At 60.8% G+C, this 20,870-nt stretch carries 19 protein-coding genes; 9 read left to right on the top strand and 10 right to left on the bottom strand.

Translation table 11 applies throughout. The annotated features are described in order from the left end of the window. Positions 1-285: 285 nt before the first annotated feature. Positions 286-1,722, bottom strand: coding sequence for a M20 family metallopeptidase (locus tag ACTQX9_RS03915; protein WP_441540542.1), 1,437 nt, complete (start codon positions 1,720-1,722; stop codon positions 286-288). A 54-nt stretch (positions 1,723-1,776) separates the two neighbouring features. Further along, a complete protein-coding gene (locus tag ACTQX9_RS03910) occupies positions 1,777-2,439 on the bottom strand; it encodes an HAD hydrolase-like protein (RefSeq protein ID WP_427719570.1) in 663 nt (220 codons plus the stop codon). Between the two features lie 156 nt (positions 2,440-2,595). Here ACTQX9_RS03910 and ACTQX9_RS03905 point away from each other — a divergent pair, with 156 nt between their 5' ends. Beyond that, positions 2,596-2,754 (top strand): DegV family protein, encoded by a 159-nt coding sequence (locus ACTQX9_RS03905; RefSeq protein WP_441540541.1) that lies wholly within the window; start codon positions 2,596-2,598, stop codon positions 2,752-2,754. Continuing rightward, positions 2,730-2,891 (top strand): hypothetical protein, encoded by a 162-nt coding sequence (locus tag ACTQX9_RS03900; protein ID WP_441540540.1) that lies wholly within the window; start codon positions 2,730-2,732, stop codon positions 2,889-2,891. Before ACTQX9_RS03905 ends, ACTQX9_RS03900 begins: the two co-directional genes overlap by 25 nt. A 50-nt stretch (positions 2,892-2,941) precedes the next feature. Here the strand turns inward: ACTQX9_RS03900 and ACTQX9_RS03895 are convergent, their stop codons facing one another. Then, positions 2,942-3,700, bottom strand: coding sequence for a TIGR00730 family Rossman fold protein (locus ACTQX9_RS03895; protein ID WP_154515782.1), 759 nt, complete (start codon positions 3,698-3,700; stop codon positions 2,942-2,944). 233 nt (positions 3,701-3,933) lie between these two features. Beyond that, on the bottom strand, positions 3,934-5,073 hold the full coding sequence (gene tgt / locus ACTQX9_RS03890; RefSeq protein WP_441014862.1) for a tRNA guanosine(34) transglycosylase Tgt: 1,140 nt from the start codon (positions 5,071-5,073) through the stop codon (positions 3,934-3,936). 233 nt (positions 5,074-5,306) lie between these two features. Here tgt and ACTQX9_RS03885 point away from each other — a divergent pair, with 233 nt between their 5' ends. Then, complete coding sequence (locus ACTQX9_RS03885; protein WP_441540539.1) at positions 5,307-7,079, top strand: hypothetical protein; 1,773 nt, start codon at positions 5,307-5,309, stop codon at positions 7,077-7,079. A 399-nt stretch (positions 7,080-7,478) separates the two neighbouring features. Here ACTQX9_RS03885 and queA read toward each other — a convergent pair whose 3' ends face one another. From queA to ACTQX9_RS03870, 3 genes are all read right to left on the bottom strand, one after another. Next, positions 7,479-8,690 (bottom strand): tRNA preQ1(34) S-adenosylmethionine ribosyltransferase-isomerase QueA, encoded by a 1,212-nt coding sequence (gene queA, locus ACTQX9_RS03880; RefSeq protein ID WP_441540596.1) that lies wholly within the window; start codon positions 8,688-8,690, stop codon positions 7,479-7,481. Positions 8,691-8,760: 70 nt separating this feature from the next. Continuing rightward, a complete protein-coding gene (locus ACTQX9_RS03875) occupies positions 8,761-9,336 on the bottom strand; it encodes an epoxyqueuosine reductase QueH (RefSeq protein ID WP_441540538.1) in 576 nt (191 codons plus the stop codon). Positions 9,337-9,468: 132 nt separating this feature from the next. Beyond that, positions 9,469-10,038, bottom strand: coding sequence for a DUF3267 domain-containing protein (locus ACTQX9_RS03870; protein WP_441540537.1), 570 nt, complete (start codon positions 10,036-10,038; stop codon positions 9,469-9,471). Between the two features lie 132 nt (positions 10,039-10,170). On the opposite strand from ACTQX9_RS03870, the gene ACTQX9_RS03865 reads away from it, so the two are divergent. Both ACTQX9_RS03865 and ACTQX9_RS03860 read left to right on the top strand, forming a co-directional pair. Next, positions 10,171-12,321: a methionine--tRNA ligase gene (locus ACTQX9_RS03865; protein WP_441540536.1), complete on the top strand. Its 2,151-nt coding sequence runs from the start codon at positions 10,171-10,173 to the stop codon at positions 12,319-12,321. Between the two features lie 151 nt (positions 12,322-12,472). Next, on the top strand, positions 12,473-13,576 hold the full coding sequence (locus ACTQX9_RS03860) for an RsmB/NOP family class I SAM-dependent RNA methyltransferase (RefSeq protein ID WP_441540535.1): 1,104 nt from the start codon (positions 12,473-12,475) through the stop codon (positions 13,574-13,576). A gap of 21 nt (positions 13,577-13,597) precedes the next feature. On the opposite strand, the gene ACTQX9_RS03855 is transcribed toward ACTQX9_RS03860, so the two are convergent. Then, positions 13,598-13,768, bottom strand: coding sequence for a hypothetical protein (locus tag ACTQX9_RS03855; RefSeq protein WP_441014875.1), 171 nt, complete (start codon positions 13,766-13,768; stop codon positions 13,598-13,600). 191 nt (positions 13,769-13,959) lie between these two features. On the opposite strand from ACTQX9_RS03855, the gene ACTQX9_RS03850 reads away from it, so the two are divergent. Next, on the top strand, positions 13,960-15,051 hold the full coding sequence (locus ACTQX9_RS03850) for a hypothetical protein (RefSeq protein ID WP_441063467.1): 1,092 nt from the start codon (positions 13,960-13,962) through the stop codon (positions 15,049-15,051). 106 nt (positions 15,052-15,157) lie between these two features. On the opposite strand, the gene ACTQX9_RS03845 is transcribed toward ACTQX9_RS03850, so the two are convergent. Beyond that, positions 15,158-16,048, bottom strand: coding sequence for a DegV family protein (locus ACTQX9_RS03845; protein ID WP_427728969.1), 891 nt, complete (start codon positions 16,046-16,048; stop codon positions 15,158-15,160). Between the two features lie 318 nt (positions 16,049-16,366). Between ACTQX9_RS03845 and ACTQX9_RS03840 the strand changes: the two genes are divergently transcribed. The 3 genes from ACTQX9_RS03840 (at position 16,367) to ACTQX9_RS03830 (ending at position 19,385) form a co-directional block, all read left to right on the top strand. Continuing rightward, positions 16,367-18,283 carry a fructose-1,6-bisphosphatase gene (locus ACTQX9_RS03840; RefSeq protein WP_441014877.1) on the top strand — a complete coding sequence of 639 codons (1,917 nt, stop codon included), beginning with the start codon at positions 16,367-16,369 and terminating at the stop codon, positions 18,281-18,283. 78 nt (positions 18,284-18,361) lie between these two features. Continuing rightward, the gene (locus ACTQX9_RS03835; protein ID WP_441540534.1) at positions 18,362-18,757 is read left to right on the top strand and encodes a GtrA family protein; all 396 of its coding nucleotides are present in this window, start codon (positions 18,362-18,364) and stop codon (positions 18,755-18,757) included. A 220-nt stretch (positions 18,758-18,977) separates the two neighbouring features. Further along, positions 18,978-19,385: a GtrA family protein gene (locus tag ACTQX9_RS03830; protein ID WP_370450581.1), complete on the top strand. Its 408-nt coding sequence runs from the start codon at positions 18,978-18,980 to the stop codon at positions 19,383-19,385. A 585-nt stretch (positions 19,386-19,970) separates the two neighbouring features. Here the strand turns inward: ACTQX9_RS03830 and ACTQX9_RS03825 are convergent. Continuing rightward, complete coding sequence (locus ACTQX9_RS03825; RefSeq protein WP_441540533.1) at positions 19,971-20,861, bottom strand: DUF4430 domain-containing protein; 891 nt, start codon at positions 20,859-20,861, stop codon at positions 19,971-19,973. Positions 20,862-20,870 lie beyond the last annotated feature (9 nt).

The following is a 20,870-nucleotide window of genomic DNA, read 5'->3' as shown; positions in this document are numbered from 1 at the left end:
TTTCATACATGCGACTCGCGGGCACCCTGCCCGCTTTGCTGTTTGGAAAGATACGGCCTCGATCGGGCGGTGCCCGCGCCAACTGCAGTTTCTTACGGGCATTTGATAGACCCTTACCGCAAGCGCGACTCGGCTTTACAGACGAATAACAAACCCGCCCCCAAGCATGGCCTGCCTTTTACACCAATAAATACAAAGTTGCGGTGAAATAGTTCCTGCTTGGCCATCAAATGGCCCATTCTAGGAACTATTCCATCGCAACTTAGATTAGGAAACCGCGTAACCTTAAAGCTCTAATTCATTCAAACGAAGGATCGCAACAATATAGATCTTGAGCGCCTGCTTGAGCTGTTCCTCGTTGGCGCACTCGTTGGGGCCGTGCATCTGGCCGCCCCATGCGGGCAGCTCCAGGCCGGTTTCCTCGGGGCCAAACGACACGGCGCGGGCAAAGTTGCGTGCGTACGTGCCGCCGCCCATGGCAAAGGGCTCGGCATGCTTGCCCGTAAACTCGTTATAGGTATCAATAAGCGCCTTCACGGCCGGATCGTCGGCGGACACCGAGAACGGCACCTTTGCGCGACCCACACGGCACGTCACGCCAAAGCGGCCCACGAGCGGCTCGAGCTGCTCGCAGATGGTATCGGCGCTCGTGCTGTCGGGGAAACGTACGTCGATGACCTGCTCAATATGGCCATCCATCACACGGATAACACCGGGGTTGCACGTGAGCGGGCCAAACGCCGGGCTCGTCGCGTCGATACCCAGGCCGTGGCCATAGGCATCCGCATGTACAAAGGTCAGAAACTTGACAAACTCGTGCTCGGCGGGCGTCAGCAGGCGCTCGTCGCGTGCACCAAACGCGTCCTCGGCCTCGCGCAGATACGCCACGATGAGGCCGACGGCATTGATCGTTCCCTCGGGCATCGAAGCGTGACCGCCAATACCGTGGGCGAAAATCCGCGCATGCCCGTTATCGAGCGCCGTGATCTCCAGGCGGTCGGCGTTCTCAACGGGCGCCGGCAGCGCATCGGCGGCAATCGCGAGCTCGCAGATAGACTGCGACGGAATGGCGTTGCTCGCCTCGGCACCGCTCCACGATACGATGCGCCCGCCGTCGATCTTGGAGCTCACAAACGTCGCCCCAAACTGCCCCTTCTCGGCATTGCAGACCGGGAACTCGGCATCGGGCGTAAACAAAAAGTCGGGGTCTGCGTGGTTCTCCAGATAATGGTGAACGTCGGACATGCCCACTTCCTCATCGCAGCCCAGCAGCGCGCGGAAGGTATAGCGCGGCACAATGCCGTGCTTGATCAGGTAGGCACCGGCGTAGAGCGACAACACGGCCGGGCCCTTGTCGTCGATCACGCCACGACCGAGCAGCCAGCCCTCGCGGCGCTCCATCGCAAACGGGTCGGTGTTCCAACCGGGACCGGCGGGCACCACATCCACATGGCAGATGGTCGCAAGCTGCTTATCGCCGCGGCCGGGAATGTCGGCGATGCCCACATAGCCCTCGTCGTCGCTCGTCTGATAGCCGAGCTTTTGCGCAATGCCGAGCGCACAATCGAGCGCATCACGGACCGGGCGGCCAAACGGCGCACCGGGCTCCGCATGGGCAGCAACGGCCACGGACGGATAGCTCACCAGCTGCTCGATATCGGCAACGACATCTTCCCAGATCTCGTCGACATACTCGGTAACGCTCTGCTCCACCTGATTCATGGACGACCTCCTTACCAATGAGCGACGGTCACACCCGCCCCTCGCATAACGTCATTAGATGGCGAAAAGTTTAGCAAGCTCGGCCACCGAGTGCACCACTGCATCGGCACCCGCCGCCTCGTGCTCGCCCGGCACCGCCGCGCCCGAATAGATGCCAATGCACGGCACGCCCATTGCGTGCGCGCCCTCCACATCGTTAAAGCGATCGCCGATCATCACGGCATCGTCCGCCGTCGCGCCGAGCGCCGCCAGGGCATCGCGAACCGAATCGGCCTTGGTCTCGCGCCCCTGCGGCGGATTCATACCGACCACCGCCTCAAACTGCGAAAGCCCCAGCTCGCCCACCATGTCGATGCACTTTGCCTCCATGCGCGACGTCGCCACGGCCAAGTGATGCCCCTGGGCGGCCAGGCCATCGAGCAGTTCGGGAATTCCATCGAACACGGGGTACTCTTCCGGTCCCAGCTCATCAAAAAAGGCACGGTACTCGTCGGCCACCACAAGCGACTCCTCGCGCGAGAAGCCGTAAAAGTCGTGGAAGCTCTTCCACAACGGAGGCCCGATCATGCGGCGCAGGTCACCCATCTGCGCCTCAGAAAACCCGCGCGCAGCCAGCGCTTTACGCGTCGAAGTCATCACCGCCCGGCCCGTATCGGCCACCGTGCCGTCAAAATCAAACAGCACGACCGGCCGCTTGCATATCTCCAGCGCCTCCATCGACATCCCTCTTCCCCCAGTTGACGATTTCCACACCGAAACTTCAACCTGTTGACTATTCAACAATTGAACCTAGTAATGTGGAACGACTCTACTATACTTTCGCACTTTGCTCTCAGAAGGCGGCGCGCAAGCGCCCCAACGAAAGGTGCAATTATGTCTTTTGCCATCATAACCGACTCCACGTCGGACATCTCCCCCGCCCGCGCCCAAGAGCTCGGCATTTACGTGATTCCGCTTCATGTGATTATCGAAGGCGAAGACCTGCTCGACCAGGTGCAGGCCAGCTCATGCAGATGCTCAATATTCGCCTGACCGTTTCGCCGGAGTGGAAATCGGGCGAGATCAAGGCGATCAAAAAGGGTCGTGGCGCCAAGCGCATCGTCGCCAACCAATCCCTATTCCACCGCAACTTGGAAGCAGTTCATTTGGGACGGGGCCAAAAAGACTGATATCAAACGTTTCAGACCAGTCTTTTTAGCCCCGTCCCATTTTACCTACCCTACATCAGCCCGCTCAGGACAATATCGACGGCCTCGTTGAGGTCATCGGTGATGTGGACGAGGTCTGGATCGAGTGGGCTGATCATGCCGGCATCCATCACCGGGCCGTTGAGCCAGTCGAACAGGCCCTGCCAGTATTCGCTGCCCACCAAAACAAGCGGCATGCGCTTGACCTTGTGCGTCTGCACCAGCGTGAGCACCTCAAACATCTCGTCGAGCGTACCAAAGCCACCGGGAAACACGATGGCGCCCGAGCTGTATTTGACAAACATGGTCTTGCGCACAAAGAAGTAACGGAAGTCCATGCCGAGGTTCACGTATTTGTTGAGCCCATGCTCGTGCGGAAGCTCAATACCCAAGCCGACCGACTTGCCGTTGGCGCTCGCCGCTCCCCTGTTGGCCGCCTCCATAATGCCAGGACCACCGCCGGTGATAACCGCCACGCCGCGCTGCGCGATCTTGCGGCCGACCGTGCGCGCCGCCTTGTAGAGCGGATCGGTCTTGGGCGTGCGGGCACTGCCGAAGATGGTCACCGCGGGCCCGAGCTCGGCAAGCGCGCCGAAGCCATCGACAAACTCGGCCTGAATGCGCAGCACACGCCACGGGTCGGCGTGCAACCAGTCAGTCGAGTCCTCGGGCGCCAGCAGGTTGGCGTAAGTGTTGTCCTTAGGAATCATAGGGCCGCGCATAACCACGGGGCCGCGTCGGTACGTCTCGTCGTAGGCCGGCTCGCCCTCGACGTTCTCATTCTTAATCATGGGATACTCCTATTGAAAATAGAAACGGGCGGGGTCGACGCCATGCGTCAAACACCCGCCCGAACATCAACCATTCGGTATGGTACCCACGATGCATCAAGCGCTTGCAAGGCATCGGTCAGAGGTCGTGCAACCGATGCCGACGCATGCGATGCCCGGCGCCGGCTACGCACGGTTGATTGGCACGTAGCCTCGACACCGCGCGAGCGCCCCCGTAAGCGCACCCGCAGCTCTTAGTAATCCACTGCCGCGGGGCTGTTCATCCAGTCGCTCACGAACGCACCGTAACGGCCCTCGATAATGGCCTGGCGGGCACGCTGCATAAGGTTGAGCAGGTAGTAGATGTTGTGCATCGAAAGCAAAATGCCGCCGAGCATCTCCTTCTGCGTGACCATGTGGCGAATGAGCGCACGGCTGTAGCCGCCCGTGCACACCGGGCAGGTGCAGGTGGGATCGATGGGGCCGTCGTCGTGCGCAAAGCGGGCGTTGCGGAAGTTAAGGCGACCCTCGCTCGAAAACGCCGTCCCCATGCGGCCGGTGCGCGTCGGCAGCACGCAGTCGAACATGTCGATGCCCACGCCTACACCACGCACGAGCGTCGTCGGGTTGCCGACGCCCATCAGGTAGCGCGGCTTATGTTTGGGCATGTACTCGCTCGCGAGCGGTGCCAGCGTCTCAAACATGGTCTCGTGGTCCTCGCCCACCGAGTAGCCGCCAATGCCGTAACCGGGGAAGTCACCGCACTCCTCCAGATGGCGTAGCGAACGCAGGCGCAGGTCCAGATGCATGCCACCCTGAACGATGCCAAAGAGCGCCTGGTCGTCGCGGGTATGCGCCTTATAGCAGCGCTCGGCCCACATGCTCGACAGCTCAACGGCGCGCTCAACGTAGGCGCGCGTGGCGGGATAGCCCGGGCACTGGTCGAGCTGCATGCAGATGTCGGAGCCGAGCTTCATGGCGATTTCCATGTTGTCCTCGGGCGTCCAGAACACGTGGCGGCCGTCGTAGTCGTTGACGATAAAGCGCACGCCCTCGTCGGTGAGCTTGACGGCGTCGTTGTGGCTGAACACCTGGAAACCGCCGGAATCAGTGAGGATGGGGCCATGCCAGTTCATAAACTTGTGCAGGCCACCCAACTCGGCGATGGTATCCTCGCCGGGACGCATGGACAGGTGATAGGTATTGGCAAGCACGATCTGGGCGCCGAGCTGCTTGACAGTCTCGGCAGGAATGCCCTTGACGTTTGCCTTGGTGCCCACGGGCATAAAGATCGGCGTCTCGATGTCGCCGTGCGGGGTGTGCAGCACGCCGGCACGCGCATGCGTCGTCGGATCCTCGGCGATCAGGTCGAATTTAAATAGGCTCTGGTCCATAAACTGGAACTCCTTGGTTGCGGTTCATACGCAAACCATTATAAAGACCGCGGCAGGCGAACGGCATAACGTCTTTCGGAGAAGGGAATGTCAAGCGCAAACTGAATATAGCGGCCAAATTTTTGCTATCCAAGCGAGCCATCGAACACGTTTTGAAACTTTGCTGCGGCGCGCGGGATGCCGGCGCGAGACTTTATCATAGGGTGACAATCAACGATGAGGAGCACATGCCTATGACAGACGAGCTGGACCCCCAGACTCAGCAGCATATTGATGATTCCGCAGACGTCGCCGACGACTGCAGCACTCCTACCTGCGTCGCCGCTTCCGTCGATGCATCCGCCGATGATGTGCACGCCGGTGCGGATAAGGCAACAGACACAGGCGATACTGTCGAGCATGACGAAGGCGAGCAACCGGAGTCGAACGACGCCGAGCCCGACGCGGACCCCGCGCCACAGGCGGCAGGACCCATCGAGGTATCTTCGGAAGAAGAGCTCGATGCCGTCATGGACTCCATGATGGATGCCGTCAAAGCGATGAAAGACGCCGTGGCCGACGCCGATGTGGACGCCGAAGAAGAGAAGGCCGCCGAGGCCGCATCGACCTTCGTGCCTGGCGAGACCCCCGTTGCCGACCAAGGCAGCACCGTACCTTCGTTCTTACAGCTCGAGCACCCTACAATTGGCGCAGATGCAGTTGACCCGCACACTGCCGGCTTTTCCGTGATCGAGGGTGGCACCGGCAATATCGCCACGTCGCAGGCGCCCGATGCGGGTACGGCCGACGCCGGTCACCCGACCGCTCCACACGCCCCTGCAGCCAGCCGCGATCTGGGAACCGCCGTCTCAAATACAGCAAACGCCGTAGGCACTTTTATCGCCCAGGGCGCCTCTGCCATGCGCGAGATGAACGCCGCAAAAAAGGCGCTCGCGGACGCTCGTGCCCACCTGGCCGAACTTGATCAGCGCATCGCCGATCAAGGAGAGGAGCTCGAGACGCGCCAGGATATCGCAGGGCGTTACGACCAAATCGTCGCCGACCAGCGCCACGCTATCGACACGGCACAAGAGGCCGCCGCGGCGGCAGAAATCGGCCGCGATACCCATGCCGCCAAGACAACAGAGCTCAAAGCGCAGCTCGAACAAATAAAAGAAGAGGACGACGCCACCGAGCGGCGTCTCAAAGCCGCACTCGATGCCGTCGAAGCGCGCGAAGCCAGCTCGCGCGAGACCGGTAACCGCCTCGTACGACGTCTCGAGGATTCCAAGCGCATCCGCGACAAGGTACAGGCCGAGCGAGACGCCGGCGTTGCCGCAGCGCAGCAAACCGTCAACGCCACGCGCGCCCAGCTCGAGACGCTGCGTCATGAGTATGCCGAGCTGCAACGCAATCCCTCGGCAAATCCCGCCAACTATACGGTGCGCACCAGCGAGCTTTCGATGCAGATCTCCGACACGGCTGATGCCCTGCGTAAAGCCGAGGAAGATGTCCCGCGCATCACCGCCGATCTTGAGCACTCGCTCGCAGCCGCCGAGCACGCCGTCGAGCAGGCGCAAGCCCCCATCGCCGACGCCAAGCGCGCCCATCAGGCCGTGACGGCCGAGGCCGATGCCGCGCGCGACGAGCTGCAGACCGCAAAGGCGGCCGCTGCAACGCGCCAGCGCGAATTACGCGAGAAGATCGTCACCGAAGACAAAGCGCGTCAAGAGCAAGAGCAGGCTATCGCCAATGCCCAGGCGGACATCGCGCATGCGCAGTCGATCATCGAGCAGGCGACCGAGGTGCACAACCATCCCGAAATCACCGAATCGCTCGCGGGCTCCCTGGCTCGCGATAAGGCCGAGCGTGCCGAAACCGAGCGCGAAGTGGCTCAGCTCGAAGCCGCCGAGAACGACGTGCGCGAGCGCACCCGTGACTCACGCGTCAAATTCACCGGCGCAATCGTCTGCATTGTCGCCGTAATCCTCGTGATCGTCCTAATCTGGCTGTTCGCGAGCAAGTAAACCAGCTGCCAAAAAACACTCACCGCAACGTTTTGATTGGTGCAAAGGGGCCAGGCTACTTTGCACCAACTTGGTGCAAATAAAGCAGTCCCCATTGCACCAACAACGTTTGCCCAGATAAAACCTGCCAAAATAAACCTGTCCCTTTTTGGCAGGTTGAACCACGGCAACGCCAATGTTTTGGCGAAGTCAGCGAAAACCCGCCAGAACGGCAATCTCTTGACAACCAAAGAAATGCCGATGTTTTGCCAGCGACAGCGAGCGGGTCGCATTTGAGGCAAGGTGACGTGAAACGAAAGGGCGCTGACCTTCTGGTCGCGCCCTTGAAGTTGAACGTCAGATTGTCCAAATGCGGCCCGCGCAGCGTCGAGCAGTTACGCGGTTCGTAGAACCGCGTAACTAACAAATGAGCATGGCGTCGCCAAAGCTGAAGAAGCGGTAGCGCTGCTCGATAGCGGCGGCGTAGGCATCCATGATCTGGTCGCGGCCAGCAAGTGCGCTCACGAGCATCATGAGTGTGGAGCGCGGAACATGGAAGTTAGTGATCAGCGCGTCGACCACGTGATAGGTCGAGCCGGGCATGAGGTAGAGCTGCGTCGTCGCGTTCTCGCGCGCCACGATGTCACCACGGCCGAGCGTGTCGGCCCCGTCCTTACGGCCCTCAAAATAGCGCGCTGTCACAGCCGGATCGGACACCGGCGCGTCCGCGTCAAACGCACTCTCGAGCGAGCGGACTGCGGTGGTACCGACAGCAATCACGCGATGCCCCTCGGCCTTAGCCTTATGCACGGCGTCGACAACCTCCTGCGACACGTGATAGCGCTCGGTGTGCATCACGTGCTGCGTGGGGTCGTCCTCCTCCACCAGACGGAAGGTATCGATGCCCACCTCGAGCTCGACGGCGGCAAACTTCGCACCCTTGGCCTCGATAGCCGCCATGAGCTCGGGCGTGAAGTGCAGGCCCGCCGTGGGAGCGGCAGCTGAGTGCTCCTCCTTCATGGCGTAGACGGTCTGGTACTTCTCGGGATCGCCCTCGTAATCGGTAATGTAGGGCGGCAGCGGCACGTGGCCGGCAGCATGGATGGCCTCATCGAGCGTGCGCGGGTCGCCGGCGGCATTGCAACCGGCCGGCTCAAAACGCACCAGGCGGCCGCCGCGGCTATCGGTGACAAAGTCGACGACCTCGGCCGTCAGCACCACGGGCGCGCCCTCGGGCGCATGGGCGCCACCGGCGCGATACTCAATTTGAGCGCCGGGCTTTAGGCGCTTGCCCGGCTTGACCAGGCACTCCCAAACGTGACCCAGAGGATCCACGTCCTCGCGGCGCTTGAGCAGCAGCGTTTCGACCACGCCGCCCGAGCCGGCCTTGCGACCGATAAGACGGGCCGGCATCACGCGCGTCTGGTTGATGACGAGCACGTCACCCGGCTCGATATAGTCGATGATGTCGCGGAAGATGCGGTGCTCGACGGTGCCGCCATGCTCCAGCGGCGTTCCCGCCTGGGAGCCCTTGCGATCCACCACCAGCAGGCGGCAGGAGTCACGCGGCTCAGCAGGAGCCTGGGCAATCAGTTCCTCAGGAAGGTTGTAGTCAAAATCATCGGTACGCATAGACACGTCGAATACTCCTTATATAGCTAAAATCCGCTCTACATCCTAGCAGGCTACCAGCCCAAAAGAACTACTTTTTGGCGGCTTTGCGCTCGTCGCGGATGCGGGCGCGGTCCATGGCCGCCTCGACGGCCGAGAATCGGCAGCCGCAATAATTCTGCCGATACATACTCAGCTCGCGCGAACGACGCGTCGCCTCGGGATAATACGGGCGAAAATCGCGAATGACCGGGGTGAGACCATGTGCCGCCGCCAAGCGCTCAAGCACGTCATTGCAGGTGTCGAACAACTGATACGGCGAGACGGCGAGCGTCGTGCCCACAAACTCAAACCCGCGCTCCTGGGCCACACGGCATGCCTCGGCAAGACGCAGGGCATAGCACGCGCGACAGCGACGGGGTCGATCGGCGCCCAGCGGGGCCACGCCGGCCTCCCAGCGCTCGCGGTCCTCCCCCGCCTCGATGAGCTCGATGTCGCCATCGGCACACCACCGGCGAAGTTCGTCCAAACGCCGCTGCCATTCATCGCGCGGCTGAATATTGGGGTTGGTCCAGCAAATCGTGGGCTCAAACCCCTCCTCACGCAGCAGACGAACCGGCTCCAGCGAGCACGGCGCACAGCACGCATGCAGCAGCAGCGGCTTCATGGACATCTCCTCCCAATCTTTACCCAGGGTAGTCTTTTTGGGACGGGGCTATTTTGACTACTTTTGACGTCAAGCAGTTCCAAATACCTGCATCAACAGGAAAGTAGTCAAAATAGCCCCGTCCCAAAAAGACTACTGACCAAAAAAGCGAACGCCAAAGGACGTGTCCTCGCAGGCGACAATGCGGCGGTCGCGCAAAATGGTCCGCACGTAATACCAGTCGCCCACACAGCCCGACAAATGCAAGCCGGCTGCCAGGTAGCACAACAGCGGATAGCCCGAAAACGCAAACCCCAGGGTAAACGCTGTCGTCACGACAACCGTCGGCGCCAGACAAACTGCCATGTACCGCCGGCGCGAATACACCACGCCCTCGGCGCAGGCATAGATCATGCATGTCTCGAGGTTCGCCCCAAAGGTCACGTGCGCACCGGCAGGCGCAAACAGCTTAAAGAACACGCCGTGCACCAACTCGTGCACGGCAAATGACGCCGTCGAAACCGCAGCCAAGCCAACTATCCAGCCTAAGACAGCCGTCCAGCCACCCGCGTCAGCCGCATCCAAGTCCGCGGGCCCACCCAGCAGCATAAACACCGGCACCAGGCACACGGCAAATGCGCCAAGCACGGCCATCCCCCACACAAAGCAGGCGTGCAGGAAATCCTCGTCTTCAAACGCATGTATGTTGGAAATCTCATTCATAGCATCTTAGGATAGCGCCCCTGCCACGTACCCGTCCGCATGTGCGATAATGTCGAACGATATGCACGAATTGACCACCGCGTCGCCAGGCCTTGCGCCCGGCTGCGCTCTCACCATATGCGAAGGAGTCCCATGGCATCCAAATACTCCATGAACGACCGTCCCAGCTGGCCTCGCCGTGCCATCGTTACCGCCGGCGAGCCCTATGGCAACAAGGGCCTTCACTTTGGCCACGTTGGCGGCGTCTTTGTCCCGGCCGACTTCTTCGCCCGCTTCCTGCGCGACCGCCTGGGCCGCGAGAACGTCATCTTCACCTCGGGCACCGACTGCTACGGCTCGCCCATCATGGAGAGCTACCGCAAGCTCAAGGAGAACGAGGGCTACGATAAGTCCATTAGCGAGTATGTCGAGTCCAATCACTCCCGTCAGGCCGCGACCCTCAACAACTACAACATCAGCTGCGACATCTACGGCGGCTCGGGCCTTGAGCCGGCGGCCCAGATTCACAACAAGGTGACCGCCGAGATTATCGAGCGCCTGCACGAGCAGGGTACCATCTCCAAGCGCTCTACCCTGCAGTTCTACGACGCCAAGGCCGGCACGTTCCTCAACGGTCGCCAGGTCATCGGCCGCTGCCCCATCCAAGGTTGCAAGTCCGAGAAGGCTTATGCCGACGAGTGCGACCTGGGCCACCAGTTTGAGCCCGAGGAGCTCATCGCTCCCAAGAGCCAGCTCACCGGCGAGGTGCCCGAGCTGCGCCCGGTCGACAACCTCTACTTCGACCTGCCCGCCTACCTTGACTTTATGAAGACCTACACCGCCAAGCTCGCCCAGAACCCGCAGGTTCGCTCCGTGGTCTCCAAGACCATGGAAGAGTGGCTGCTGCCGGCACAGCTCTACATCCAGAACAAGTTCCGCGAGGCCTTCGACGCCGTCGAGGACCAGCTCCCCGAGCACACCGTGCTGGAGCCCGAGGGCAACAAGAGCAGTTTTACCGTCACCTTCCCCAGCTGGAAGGAGCGCGACGATGCCCACGCGGTGCTCGCCAACGGCGGCGTGCGCTTCCGTAGCGGCAAGGCGCTCGTGCCCTTCCGCATCACCGGCAACATCGACTGGGGCGTTCCGGTGCCCGAGGTCGATGGCGTCTCCGACGTCACCTGCTGGTGCTGGCCCGAGAGCCTGTGGGCGCCCATCAGCTACACCCGCACCGTGCTCGCCCGCGATGCCCGCGCCGCCGGCGTGACCGAGGGCGTCGCCGCCCAGGATGCCGCCCTTATGGGCGATCCCGCCGCCGATTCCACGCAGGTCCCCGCGCCCACCTACCAGCACAGCTCGCTCGACTGGCGCGACTGGTGGTGCTCGGACGACGCACAGATCTACCAGTTTATCGGTCAGGACAACATCTACTTCTACTGCATCGCGCAGACCGCCATGTGGGAGGCCCTGGGTTGGAACCTCACGCAGAGCACCGTCAGCGCCTGCTATCACCTGCTCTACATGGGCAAAAAGGCCAGCTCGTCCTCGCAGACGCCTCCCCCGCCGGCAGACGACCTGCTCAACCACTACACCTGCGAGCAGATGCGCGCGCATTGGCTGTCGCTCGGCCTGTCCGAGAAGCCGGTGAGCTTTAGCCCCAAGGCATACGACACGCGTGTGACCGGCAAGGACAAGGACGGCAACGAGGTACGCGCCTGCGACGACAAGCGCGTTATCGACCCGGCCCTTAAGGAGAGCGCGCTTTTGACCGGCGTGTTCAACCGCCTGGCCCGCAGCTGCTTCTACGGCGTCGCCGTCAAGGAGGGCGACGAGAGCCCCTACCGCAACGGCTGCATCCCCGCCGGTACCGCCTCCGCCACCGTGGTCGAAGCCGCCGAGCAGGCAGCTCTCGCCTTTGAGCAGGCCATGTACAAGTTCGAGACGCACCGCGCGCTCGCCGTGTGCGACGACTACCTGCGTGCCGCCAACAAGCGCTGGAGCGATGCCTCCAAGGCTGCCAACAAGCTCGAGGGTAGCGAGGCAAACGCCGCAATGACGCAGGCACTGGTCGACGCCTTCACCGAGCTGCGCGTGGCGACCGTGCTCATGCACGGTATTGTGCCGGCCGGCTGCGAGCTCATCTGCGAGTACTTCGACGTCGATCCGGTCGCCTTCTTTAGCTGGGATAACATCTTTGCCTCCACGGATGAGTTTGTGGAGAGCCTGGGCGAGAAGCCCGGCGAGCACCGCGTAAAGCCGCTGCCCCCGCGCTTCGACTTCTTTAGCAAGCACGAGAGCCAGTACTAGACAAACGCCAAGGCAGACTAGTCAATTTGGGACGGGGCTATTTTAGCTACCCCGTCCCAAATTTAACTGCAACGCCTGCCGAAACGGACGGGCAGCTAAAATAGCCCCGTCCCAAATTGACTACTTTTAATGGAATGGGAAGGAAAGACGGATGTCCAAGCCGCGTCGTCGTAAGCAGAAAAAGCAGGTTAAGCCCGAGCTCAAGCTTAGGCAGTTTGCCGCTACCGAGCTTTCCGACCAGCTTGCCGCCCAACACTCCGCCGCCGACCTGCCGCGCTTTCTGGTCGACACGGTCGCCGGCGCCTATGCGCCTGCCGATGCCGAGCTCATAATCGAAGGCTTTGGCGCCGCTGCCACGCGCCCGGTCACGCTGCGCGCCAACACGCTCAAGGCGACCGCCGAGGACATCGCCGCCGCGCTCGACGCAGCCGGCATCGCCCACCAAACCGTTGCCTGGTTCCCGGACGCTTTCATCCTGCCCGAGGCCCAGGTATCCGATCTGTGGGATCTCGACATCTACCGCAACGGCATGATCTACCTGCAGAGCCTGTCGTCCATGATGCCTCCTTTGGTGCTGGGCGCTCAGGCCGGCGAGGATATCCTGGACATGTGCGCGGCCCCCGGCGGCAAGACGACGCAGATCGCCGCCCTCACCCAGGGACAGGCGCACCTCACCGCCTGCGAGATGAGCATTCCCCGCGCCGAAAAGCTCGAGGCCAACTTGGGTCGCCAGGGCGCCAAAAACGTGCCCGTCATGCGTATCGACGCACGCGAGCTTGACGAGTTCTTCCGCTTTGACCGCATCCTGCTCGACGCCCCCTGCACCGGCACGGGCACTGTCATCAGCGGCAACGAGAAAAGCCTGCGCGGCCTGACCGAGCAGCTGCTCTGCAAGTGCGCCCGCTCGCAGCGCGCGCTTCTGGACCGCGCCATGGGCGCCCTCAAGCCGGGCGGCACGCTCGTCTATTCGACTTGTTCGATCTTGCCGCAGGAAAACGAGGACGCCCTGCAAGAGGCCCTCGACAAACACATGGACTGCGAGCTCATCCCCCTCGACGGCACGCCGAGTAAAAGTGAAACGCGCCGCGCCCAGGAAGCTGGCGAAGAGCCACGCGTCGAGAGCAACGCCCTCACCGAGGCCATCGCCACCGGCCACGTCTCGACCGTCGCCAACGGCATGCCCGGCACGCTGACCATCCCGCCCAGCCGCGACTTTGAGGGCTTCTACATCGCTCTGATCCGAAAACGCAGTTAGCGCACGGACCAACTCAACAAGCTATCTCCGTACGCGCTTGTCCTGCTGGTCACGGTGCTGCTTAAGTGCCTCGCGTTCCTTGCGCTCGGCTCTTTTGCCCTTAATGGCCGTAACCACAAAGTAGATGACCGCGGCGGCTACGATTGCGCCCACGCATAGGCCAATCGAGCCCAATAATGTCGAGATTTCCATACCGCGTCACCTCTCTTTTGTATACGGGACATCCAAGATAGCACCTCAAAACCTGCCACCACAGCTCCTTCACGTTCGCCGGCCCTTCGGTCTAACGGATAGCGCGGCGGGGAAAAATCAACTCGTCAAACGTTTTAGCAACGTAGCGCCGGTCGCACGCTGCCGACCGCACATTATAGAAACGGACCGCAATGGATTCTCTCAACGATTTGAACGAGCGTGTTGACGCTTTTGTCGCCACCAGCTCCTTCGACACGCCCGCCGCGACGAACGACCAAGCCCCCATCGATGTTCCCGCCGAGGTTCACGAGGACATCGTCGCCTCGGTCGATTTCTCAGAGGTTGAGCTTGCGGACGAATTTACCGAGCCCCAGGTGGCTGTAACCCCCAGCGGCCTTTTGCCCATGGAGCCGCTGCCCATCGACGGGCGCCTGCGCAAGGCGGCCCTCCGCATGCCCGATGAGATCGAGGAGGCCAGCGGCTTTACGCTCTTTGGACGCCGCATCAAATCGCTCATCTACACCACCGACGTGGCGGTCATCCGCAACTCCAATGCCGACGCCGTGTTTGCCGTCTACCCCTTCACGCCGCAGCCCGCCATTACGCAGGCGCTGCTGACTGTTGCCGAGTGCCCGGTCTTTGTGGGCGTTGGCGGCGGTACCACCACCGGTAAGCGCTCCGTGCAGATGGCGGCCGTCTCCGAGATGCAAGGCGCGGCGGGCTGCGTGGTCAACTCCCCCGCTACCGCCGAGATGGTCGAGCACATCACCAACATCGCCGACATCCCCGTCATCGCCACGGTCGTTCGCTGCGATGACGATGCCCACGCCAAGGTGCGCGCCGGGGCCAAGATCCTCAACATCGCCGCCGGCAAAAACACACCCCAGGTCCTACGCGAACTGCGAGAGCACTATCCCAGCCTGCCGCTCATCGCACCGGGTGGCAAGACGCCCGAGAGCATCCGTGAAACCATCGCCGCCGGCGCCAACGCTATCATCTGGACGCCGCCTTCGGCCCAGCAGCTGCAAACCGACATGATGGAGCGCTACCGCAAGATGAAGGAAGACGCCACGCCTGTCATCTCGCGCGACGATGTGCCCATTATCGACCAGGTCGCCGCCGCCGAGATCAGCCAGGTCGAGAACATGAATCCCGACGTGCCGATTCCCGACGAGGTCATCGAGCGCGTCGCCTCGATCCACGATCATATCGAGGAGCGTCGCGCCAACCGCGGACTCAAGCCCTCGCTACACGGTTTCTTCTTCCGTGGAAAGAAACGCTAGCAAAACATCTTGGCCCGCCCCGCAAACAACGGGACGGGCCTTTTTCTGTTATCAAATGTCAGGAGGACAGGCGTAGCCGTTAAAACCGTCAGCCAGCCCACAAACGTTAGTCCACGCGCTTGTCGCCCATAAAGAAGAGCGCCACCGTACCAGGTCCGGTATGCGAGCCAATCAGAGTACCGATGTCATTAATCTCAATCTTGCCTTTAAGCTGCGGAATCTGTTCCTCTATCAGCGCCGCAACTGCCTCGGCATCCTCGCGACACGCCGAGTGCGACATGATGCACTTACCCGAATAATCCGCACCGCCCTGCACGTGTGCCATCATGGTCTTAGCCATCTCGGAAATCGCACGCTTCTTGGTGCGAATCTTCTCACGCGGCGCCAGCTCACCTTCGCAATCGACCGTCATAAGCGGGCAAATCTTGAGTGCCGTGCCGATGATCGCGCTCGCGGCCGAAATGCGACCGCCGCGCAGGTAGCTCGACAGATCGGTCGAAAAGAACCAGTGGTGCAGGTTGAGTTTATGCTCCTCAATCCAAGCGGCCGTCTCGTCGAGCGAAGCGCCGCCATCGCGAACGTCGGCGGCACATTCCGCCAGCAGGCCAAGGCCCGAAGACGCCGCCAGCGAATCGATGACGCGCACCTTGCCGCCCTGGGGATAGCGATCCGCGAGCATCTGCGCCGCAACGCAGGCCGATCCATACGTGCCCGAAATACCCGACGACAACGTCAGGTGCAGCACGTCTTTACCCTCGGCAACAAACGGCTCCCAAAACTCCTCGTACTCACCCACGCTCACCTGAGACGTCTTGGGCATGGCGCCCGCGGCAATCTGAGCAAAAAACTCGTCCGGCGTAATCGACTGATACAGATCGTCCGTATAGACAACATCGTCGATCTCGTAATGAAAACACACGACAGGAATATTGCGCGACGCAAAGAACTCACGGGTTCGATCGGCAGCGGATTCACAGGTCAGGACAAAATCACTCATATGAGGCTCCTTACTCATTGCTGCGCAAATTATCGCACAGCATGCGTGAATACGGTACAAATGTCCGTTATTTACCAAATTGAACCAAAGGTAGTGAACATCTTTACCGTCATCATCTCTAGCGATCCCGGAGGTATGCGCCTGCAAAAACGACCCTACGTCTCCACTCAACCGCCATATCTACCTTGACTAAATCGATTTAGCAAACCGTTCGGCCAACAATTCAATCTCCACACCCCAATCGAAACAAAAGCAGCGCATACTGATAAACGTTTGACGCTGTTTATCAGTTTTACCAACCACATCGGAAGGTGTTTCATGGTCGCATTCGATCGCAATCCGCAAGACTTCAAGTATCTGCGCCTGCTGTCGAGACAGTTCCCCACCGAGCAATCCGCATTCACCGAGATCATCAACCTCTCGGCCATCCTCAACCTGCCCAAGGGCACCGAGCATTTTATGAGCGATGTGCATGGCGAGTACGAAGCCTTTATGCACATCCTCAACAACTGCTCGGGCGTCGTGCGCGAGCATGTCGACGAAATCTTTGGCGACACGCTCTCCTTTAACGAAAAGGGCGAGCTGTGCACGCTCATCTACTACCCGCGCGAGAAGATCGACCTGGTCCGCAGCCGGCACGAGGACTCGCCCACCTGGTACAAGACCATGCTCAACCAGCTCATTGTGGTTGCCCGCTCGCTTTCGAGCCGCTACACCCGCTCCAAGGTACGTAAGGCCATCCCGCGCGATTACGCCTACATCATCGACGAGCTGCTGCACACGCATCCGGACGAGAACAACTACCGCGTGCGTTATCACGAGCGCATTATCGAATCCATCTTGGAGACCGCCAGCGCCGACGACTTTATCGAATCGCTCGCCTCACTCATCAAGCGCCTCGCCGTCGACCACCTGCACTTGGTGGGCGACATCTTCGACCGCGGCGGCGGCGCGGCCAAGATTATGGACCGTCTGCTCACCTATCATTCGCTCGATATTCAGTGGGGCAACCACGATCTGTTGTGGATGGGCGCCGCTGCCGGCGAGCCTGCCTGCATCGCCACGGTGCTACGCAACAACCTGCGCTACGACAACTACGAGATTCTCGAGAACGACTACGGCATCTCGCTGCGCGAGCTTGTCGCCTTTGCCAACGCTACCTATACCGCCGGCGAGCCCATCAGCCCGCTCATCAAAGCCATCAACGTTCTGCTCTTTAAGCTCGAGGGCCAGATTATCCAGCGCCACCCCGAGTTCGACATGGCCGACCGTCTTCTGCTCGACAAGGTCGATCACGACACCGGCACGGTCACCCTCGCCGACGGCAGCGTGTGGCCGCTCACGACCAACGACTTCCCCACCGTCGATCCGGCAGACCCCTACACGCTCACGCCCGAGGAGCAGCACATCATCGACAAGCTCGTGTCCGAGTTTGTCACCGCCGATCATCTGCATCGCCACATCGATTTCCTCTATACCCACGGCTCCATGTATAAGGTCGCCAACGGCAATCTGCTGTTCCACGGCTGCGTACCGCTCAACGAAGACGGCACCTTTAGCAGCATGAACTGCCTGGGTACCTGGCACGCCGGCCGCGATTATTTTGATTTTTGCGACTATATCGCCCGTCGCGCCTGGCGCGTCGGCGACCGCGATGCCCTCGACTGGATGTGGTACCTGTGGATCGGCTTTAACTCACCCGCCAGCGGACGCGTGGTGCGCACCTTCGAGCGCGCCTACATTGCCGACAAGAGCACGTGGGTCGAGCCGATGGACCCGTACTACACGCTCACCACGTCCTCGTCCGTTTGCGACGACATCATGCGGGAGTTTGGCGTCGCCCCCATGGCTTGCTCGCCGACGGGCCATATCATCAACGGCCATACGCCCGTCAAGACCACCAAGGGCGAGCAGCCCATCCGCGCCAACGGAAAGTTGCTGGTCATCGACGGCGGTTTCTGTCGCGCCTACCACCCCAAAACGGGCATCGCCGGTTACACGCTCATCTCGAGCTCGCGCGGATGCCGCCTCAAGTCGCACCAGGCCTTTACCAGCGTTGCCGAGGCGCTCACCCGCAACATCGATATCGAAAGCGAGACCAACCGCTTTGACGAGGCCGACCGGCGCCGCATGGTGAGCGACACCGATACCGGCGTCAAGATTCGCAGTCAGATCCAAGACCTGCGCCAGCTCCTCGATGCATATAGAAACGGTGCTATCGAGGAGCGCGCCTAGCCCCGCCTGCGGGGATTGGTTAAACTTGCTGGGTTTGTCATCCCCGCGGCGCCCCGGCGCCACCCTAAGGCAGGTACCATGCAAAAGCTCCTTGCGCAGATCATAAAGTTTGGCGTCGTCGGCGTCGTTGCCACCGTCATCGACTTTGGCATCATGAATCTGCTCCACTACGGCCTGGGCCTCAACATCTTGATCGCCAACACCAGCGGTTTTATCGTCTCGCTCGTCTTTAACTACGTCGCGAGCATGAAGTACGTGTTTGCACACAAGGAGGGCATGAGCCGCCGCCGCGAGTTCATCATCTTTGTCGTGCTATCCGTTATTGGCCTGGCGCTCAACGACGGCATCGTGCTTGCCCTCAACGCCGGCCTGGGCCTCGAGGCCAATATCGCCAAGATTTGCGCTACCGCACTCGTCATGGTCTACAACTTTGTAACGCGAAAGATCTTCCTAGAGGGCGAGCAGACCAAATAGCTCGGCCTCCTCGTTGCACTACGGGGACCTGCGGATGACGCGCGTCGAGCGCTGTTTATTCGTGGGCCTTGCTCGTTTACGGGAAGATTTGCAGCGTTTGCGGATTACCTCTTGAATATTTGGCGAGTTCGTATAGTTCTTGCCAAAGACCTTACGTTTGCCATGCAAAAGCTCTAAAGTATCTCGTTGCTCGATTCATCAACGCATTGGATGTGATTACGTGCGCAACGCGCTGGCACAACCTCATACCAAGCAGTTCCTCAAGTTCGCTGTCGTGGGTCTTATCTCCTTTGGCGTCGACTGGGGCATGCTTATTGCGCTCGTCGAGCTGTTCCACCTCGACTTTTTGATGAGCACGACGGTCTCGTTTACCACGTCCGTCGTGGTTAACTACTGGCTCAGCATGAAGTACGTGTTCGACCATCGCGAGGGCATGAGCCGTAAGCGCGAGTTCACGATCTTTACCATCCTGTCGGTGATCGGTCTGGGCCTCAACGACCTGTACATGTTTGTGGGCGTCACGTTTTTGAGCATCGGCTACCAGGCCATGAAGGCCATCGCCACGTTCCTGGTCACCTGGTACAACTACTTTAGCCGTCGCTTTTTCCTCGAAGGCGCACGGTCGTAGTCAGCCAAACATACCCTTGCATTCGCAACCGGCTGGAATTCCCATTCCAGCCGGTTTTTGTTTACAGAGTTTGCCGAGGAAGGAGGGCTACGGTGCATGAATGGGACGCAGTTTCCCCATGAACGCCGTTCCGGAAAGTGTATCCCAGATTGCAGCCTCAGAATGGGAGGCAGCTTCCGCAACGCCGTCCTAGCGGATACTGTGTCCCGGAATCAGTCAACAGAACAGGACACAGTTTCCAGATGAGCCCCCATGCGGAAAGTCCATCCCGGAATGAGCCCCCAGAGCGGGACACGCTTTCCGAAACCCGCCCCATCGGGAAACCGTATCCCGGTCTGAGCGTGGATTCCGGGACGCAGTTTCCCGCGGACGCCGAAACGGAAAGCACATCCCGTTATCGATGTCTAGAACGAGATGCGCTTTCCCAATGGATGCTGATGCGGAAATTGCGTCCCGGAATTCACCTTCAGAGTGGGATGCGATTTCCAGTTGAGCCTCGATTGGGAAACGACGTCCCATTCGCATAAAAATGGGCGGCTCGGATGTTGGTCCGAACCGCCCGTTTGGCGTGTTATGTCGAGGCATTTAGCCCGTTACGTAATACCAGACCACGCTGTCGCCATTGGAGAGAACGTAGTTGCTGCACGCCGTGTTGGGCGTTACGCCGTTGACAGAGTACATCCAGCCGCTTGTACCACCGTGCTCCTTCTCGGCCAAACCGCCGATAGCGGCGACATACGTGCCGTACGATGAGCCGTGCGCATTTACGGAAAGGCCCAGGGCGCACAGGGCATCGTAGGGGGTAGCGCCCTCGTTGAAGGTGAACGTACCGCCAGAAGACACCGGGTTACCCACGGAACTCGACGTCACTGAGACCGTCACAGTAATGTAGCCAGGCTGCTGCGAGCCGCCCTGATTACCAGCAGAGGCGCTGTCGCCGTTGGATGCAGACCCACCGCCGGCCGCCGAGCCGCCGCCCGAAGAGGAGCCGTTTGAAGAACTCGATCCACCAGCGGATTCGGAGTCCTGTCCGGCAGACGCGTTGTTGGACTTCTTGCCGCCCTTGTCTTCGGACTTCTTCTCTTTCGAATCCTTGTCTGACTTCTCGTCCGAAGACTCGGAAGCGTCCTTGGAATCCGATTCACTCGAGTCCTTGGACTCGGAGTCCACAGCGTCGGAAGACGAGGAGCCCGCTGTCTCCATCTTGCGAGAAGCGATAGAGCCAGAGCCGGCAACGCTCCTCCCCGCCACGGCCCGAGCGATCCAATCGATGGACCAGGCGCCGCTGGCGGAAGGGTGAACAAAGCCCAGCGAGACGACAATCAGCGCGATGCAGACGGCCGTCAGAGAGCCAAGTAGCGCCTTGCGCCGAGGGGCGGACGCCGCCGAAGCGGCTCCCTTTTGCTTTCCATCGTCGAGCTGGATGAACGACGAGTCGGGTTGCTTGGAGTCGGCATCCTGAGGTTTATTGGACACAGCTCTCAC

Origin of the sequence: Collinsella sp. LCP19S3_F2 (assembly GCF_052121015.1) — a bacterium.
Taxonomy (GTDB): Bacteria; Actinomycetota; Coriobacteriia; order Coriobacteriales; family Coriobacteriaceae; genus Collinsella.
The sequence above is the reverse complement of the archived record's forward strand: the minus strand, read 5'-3'. Positions and strand labels throughout refer to the sequence as shown.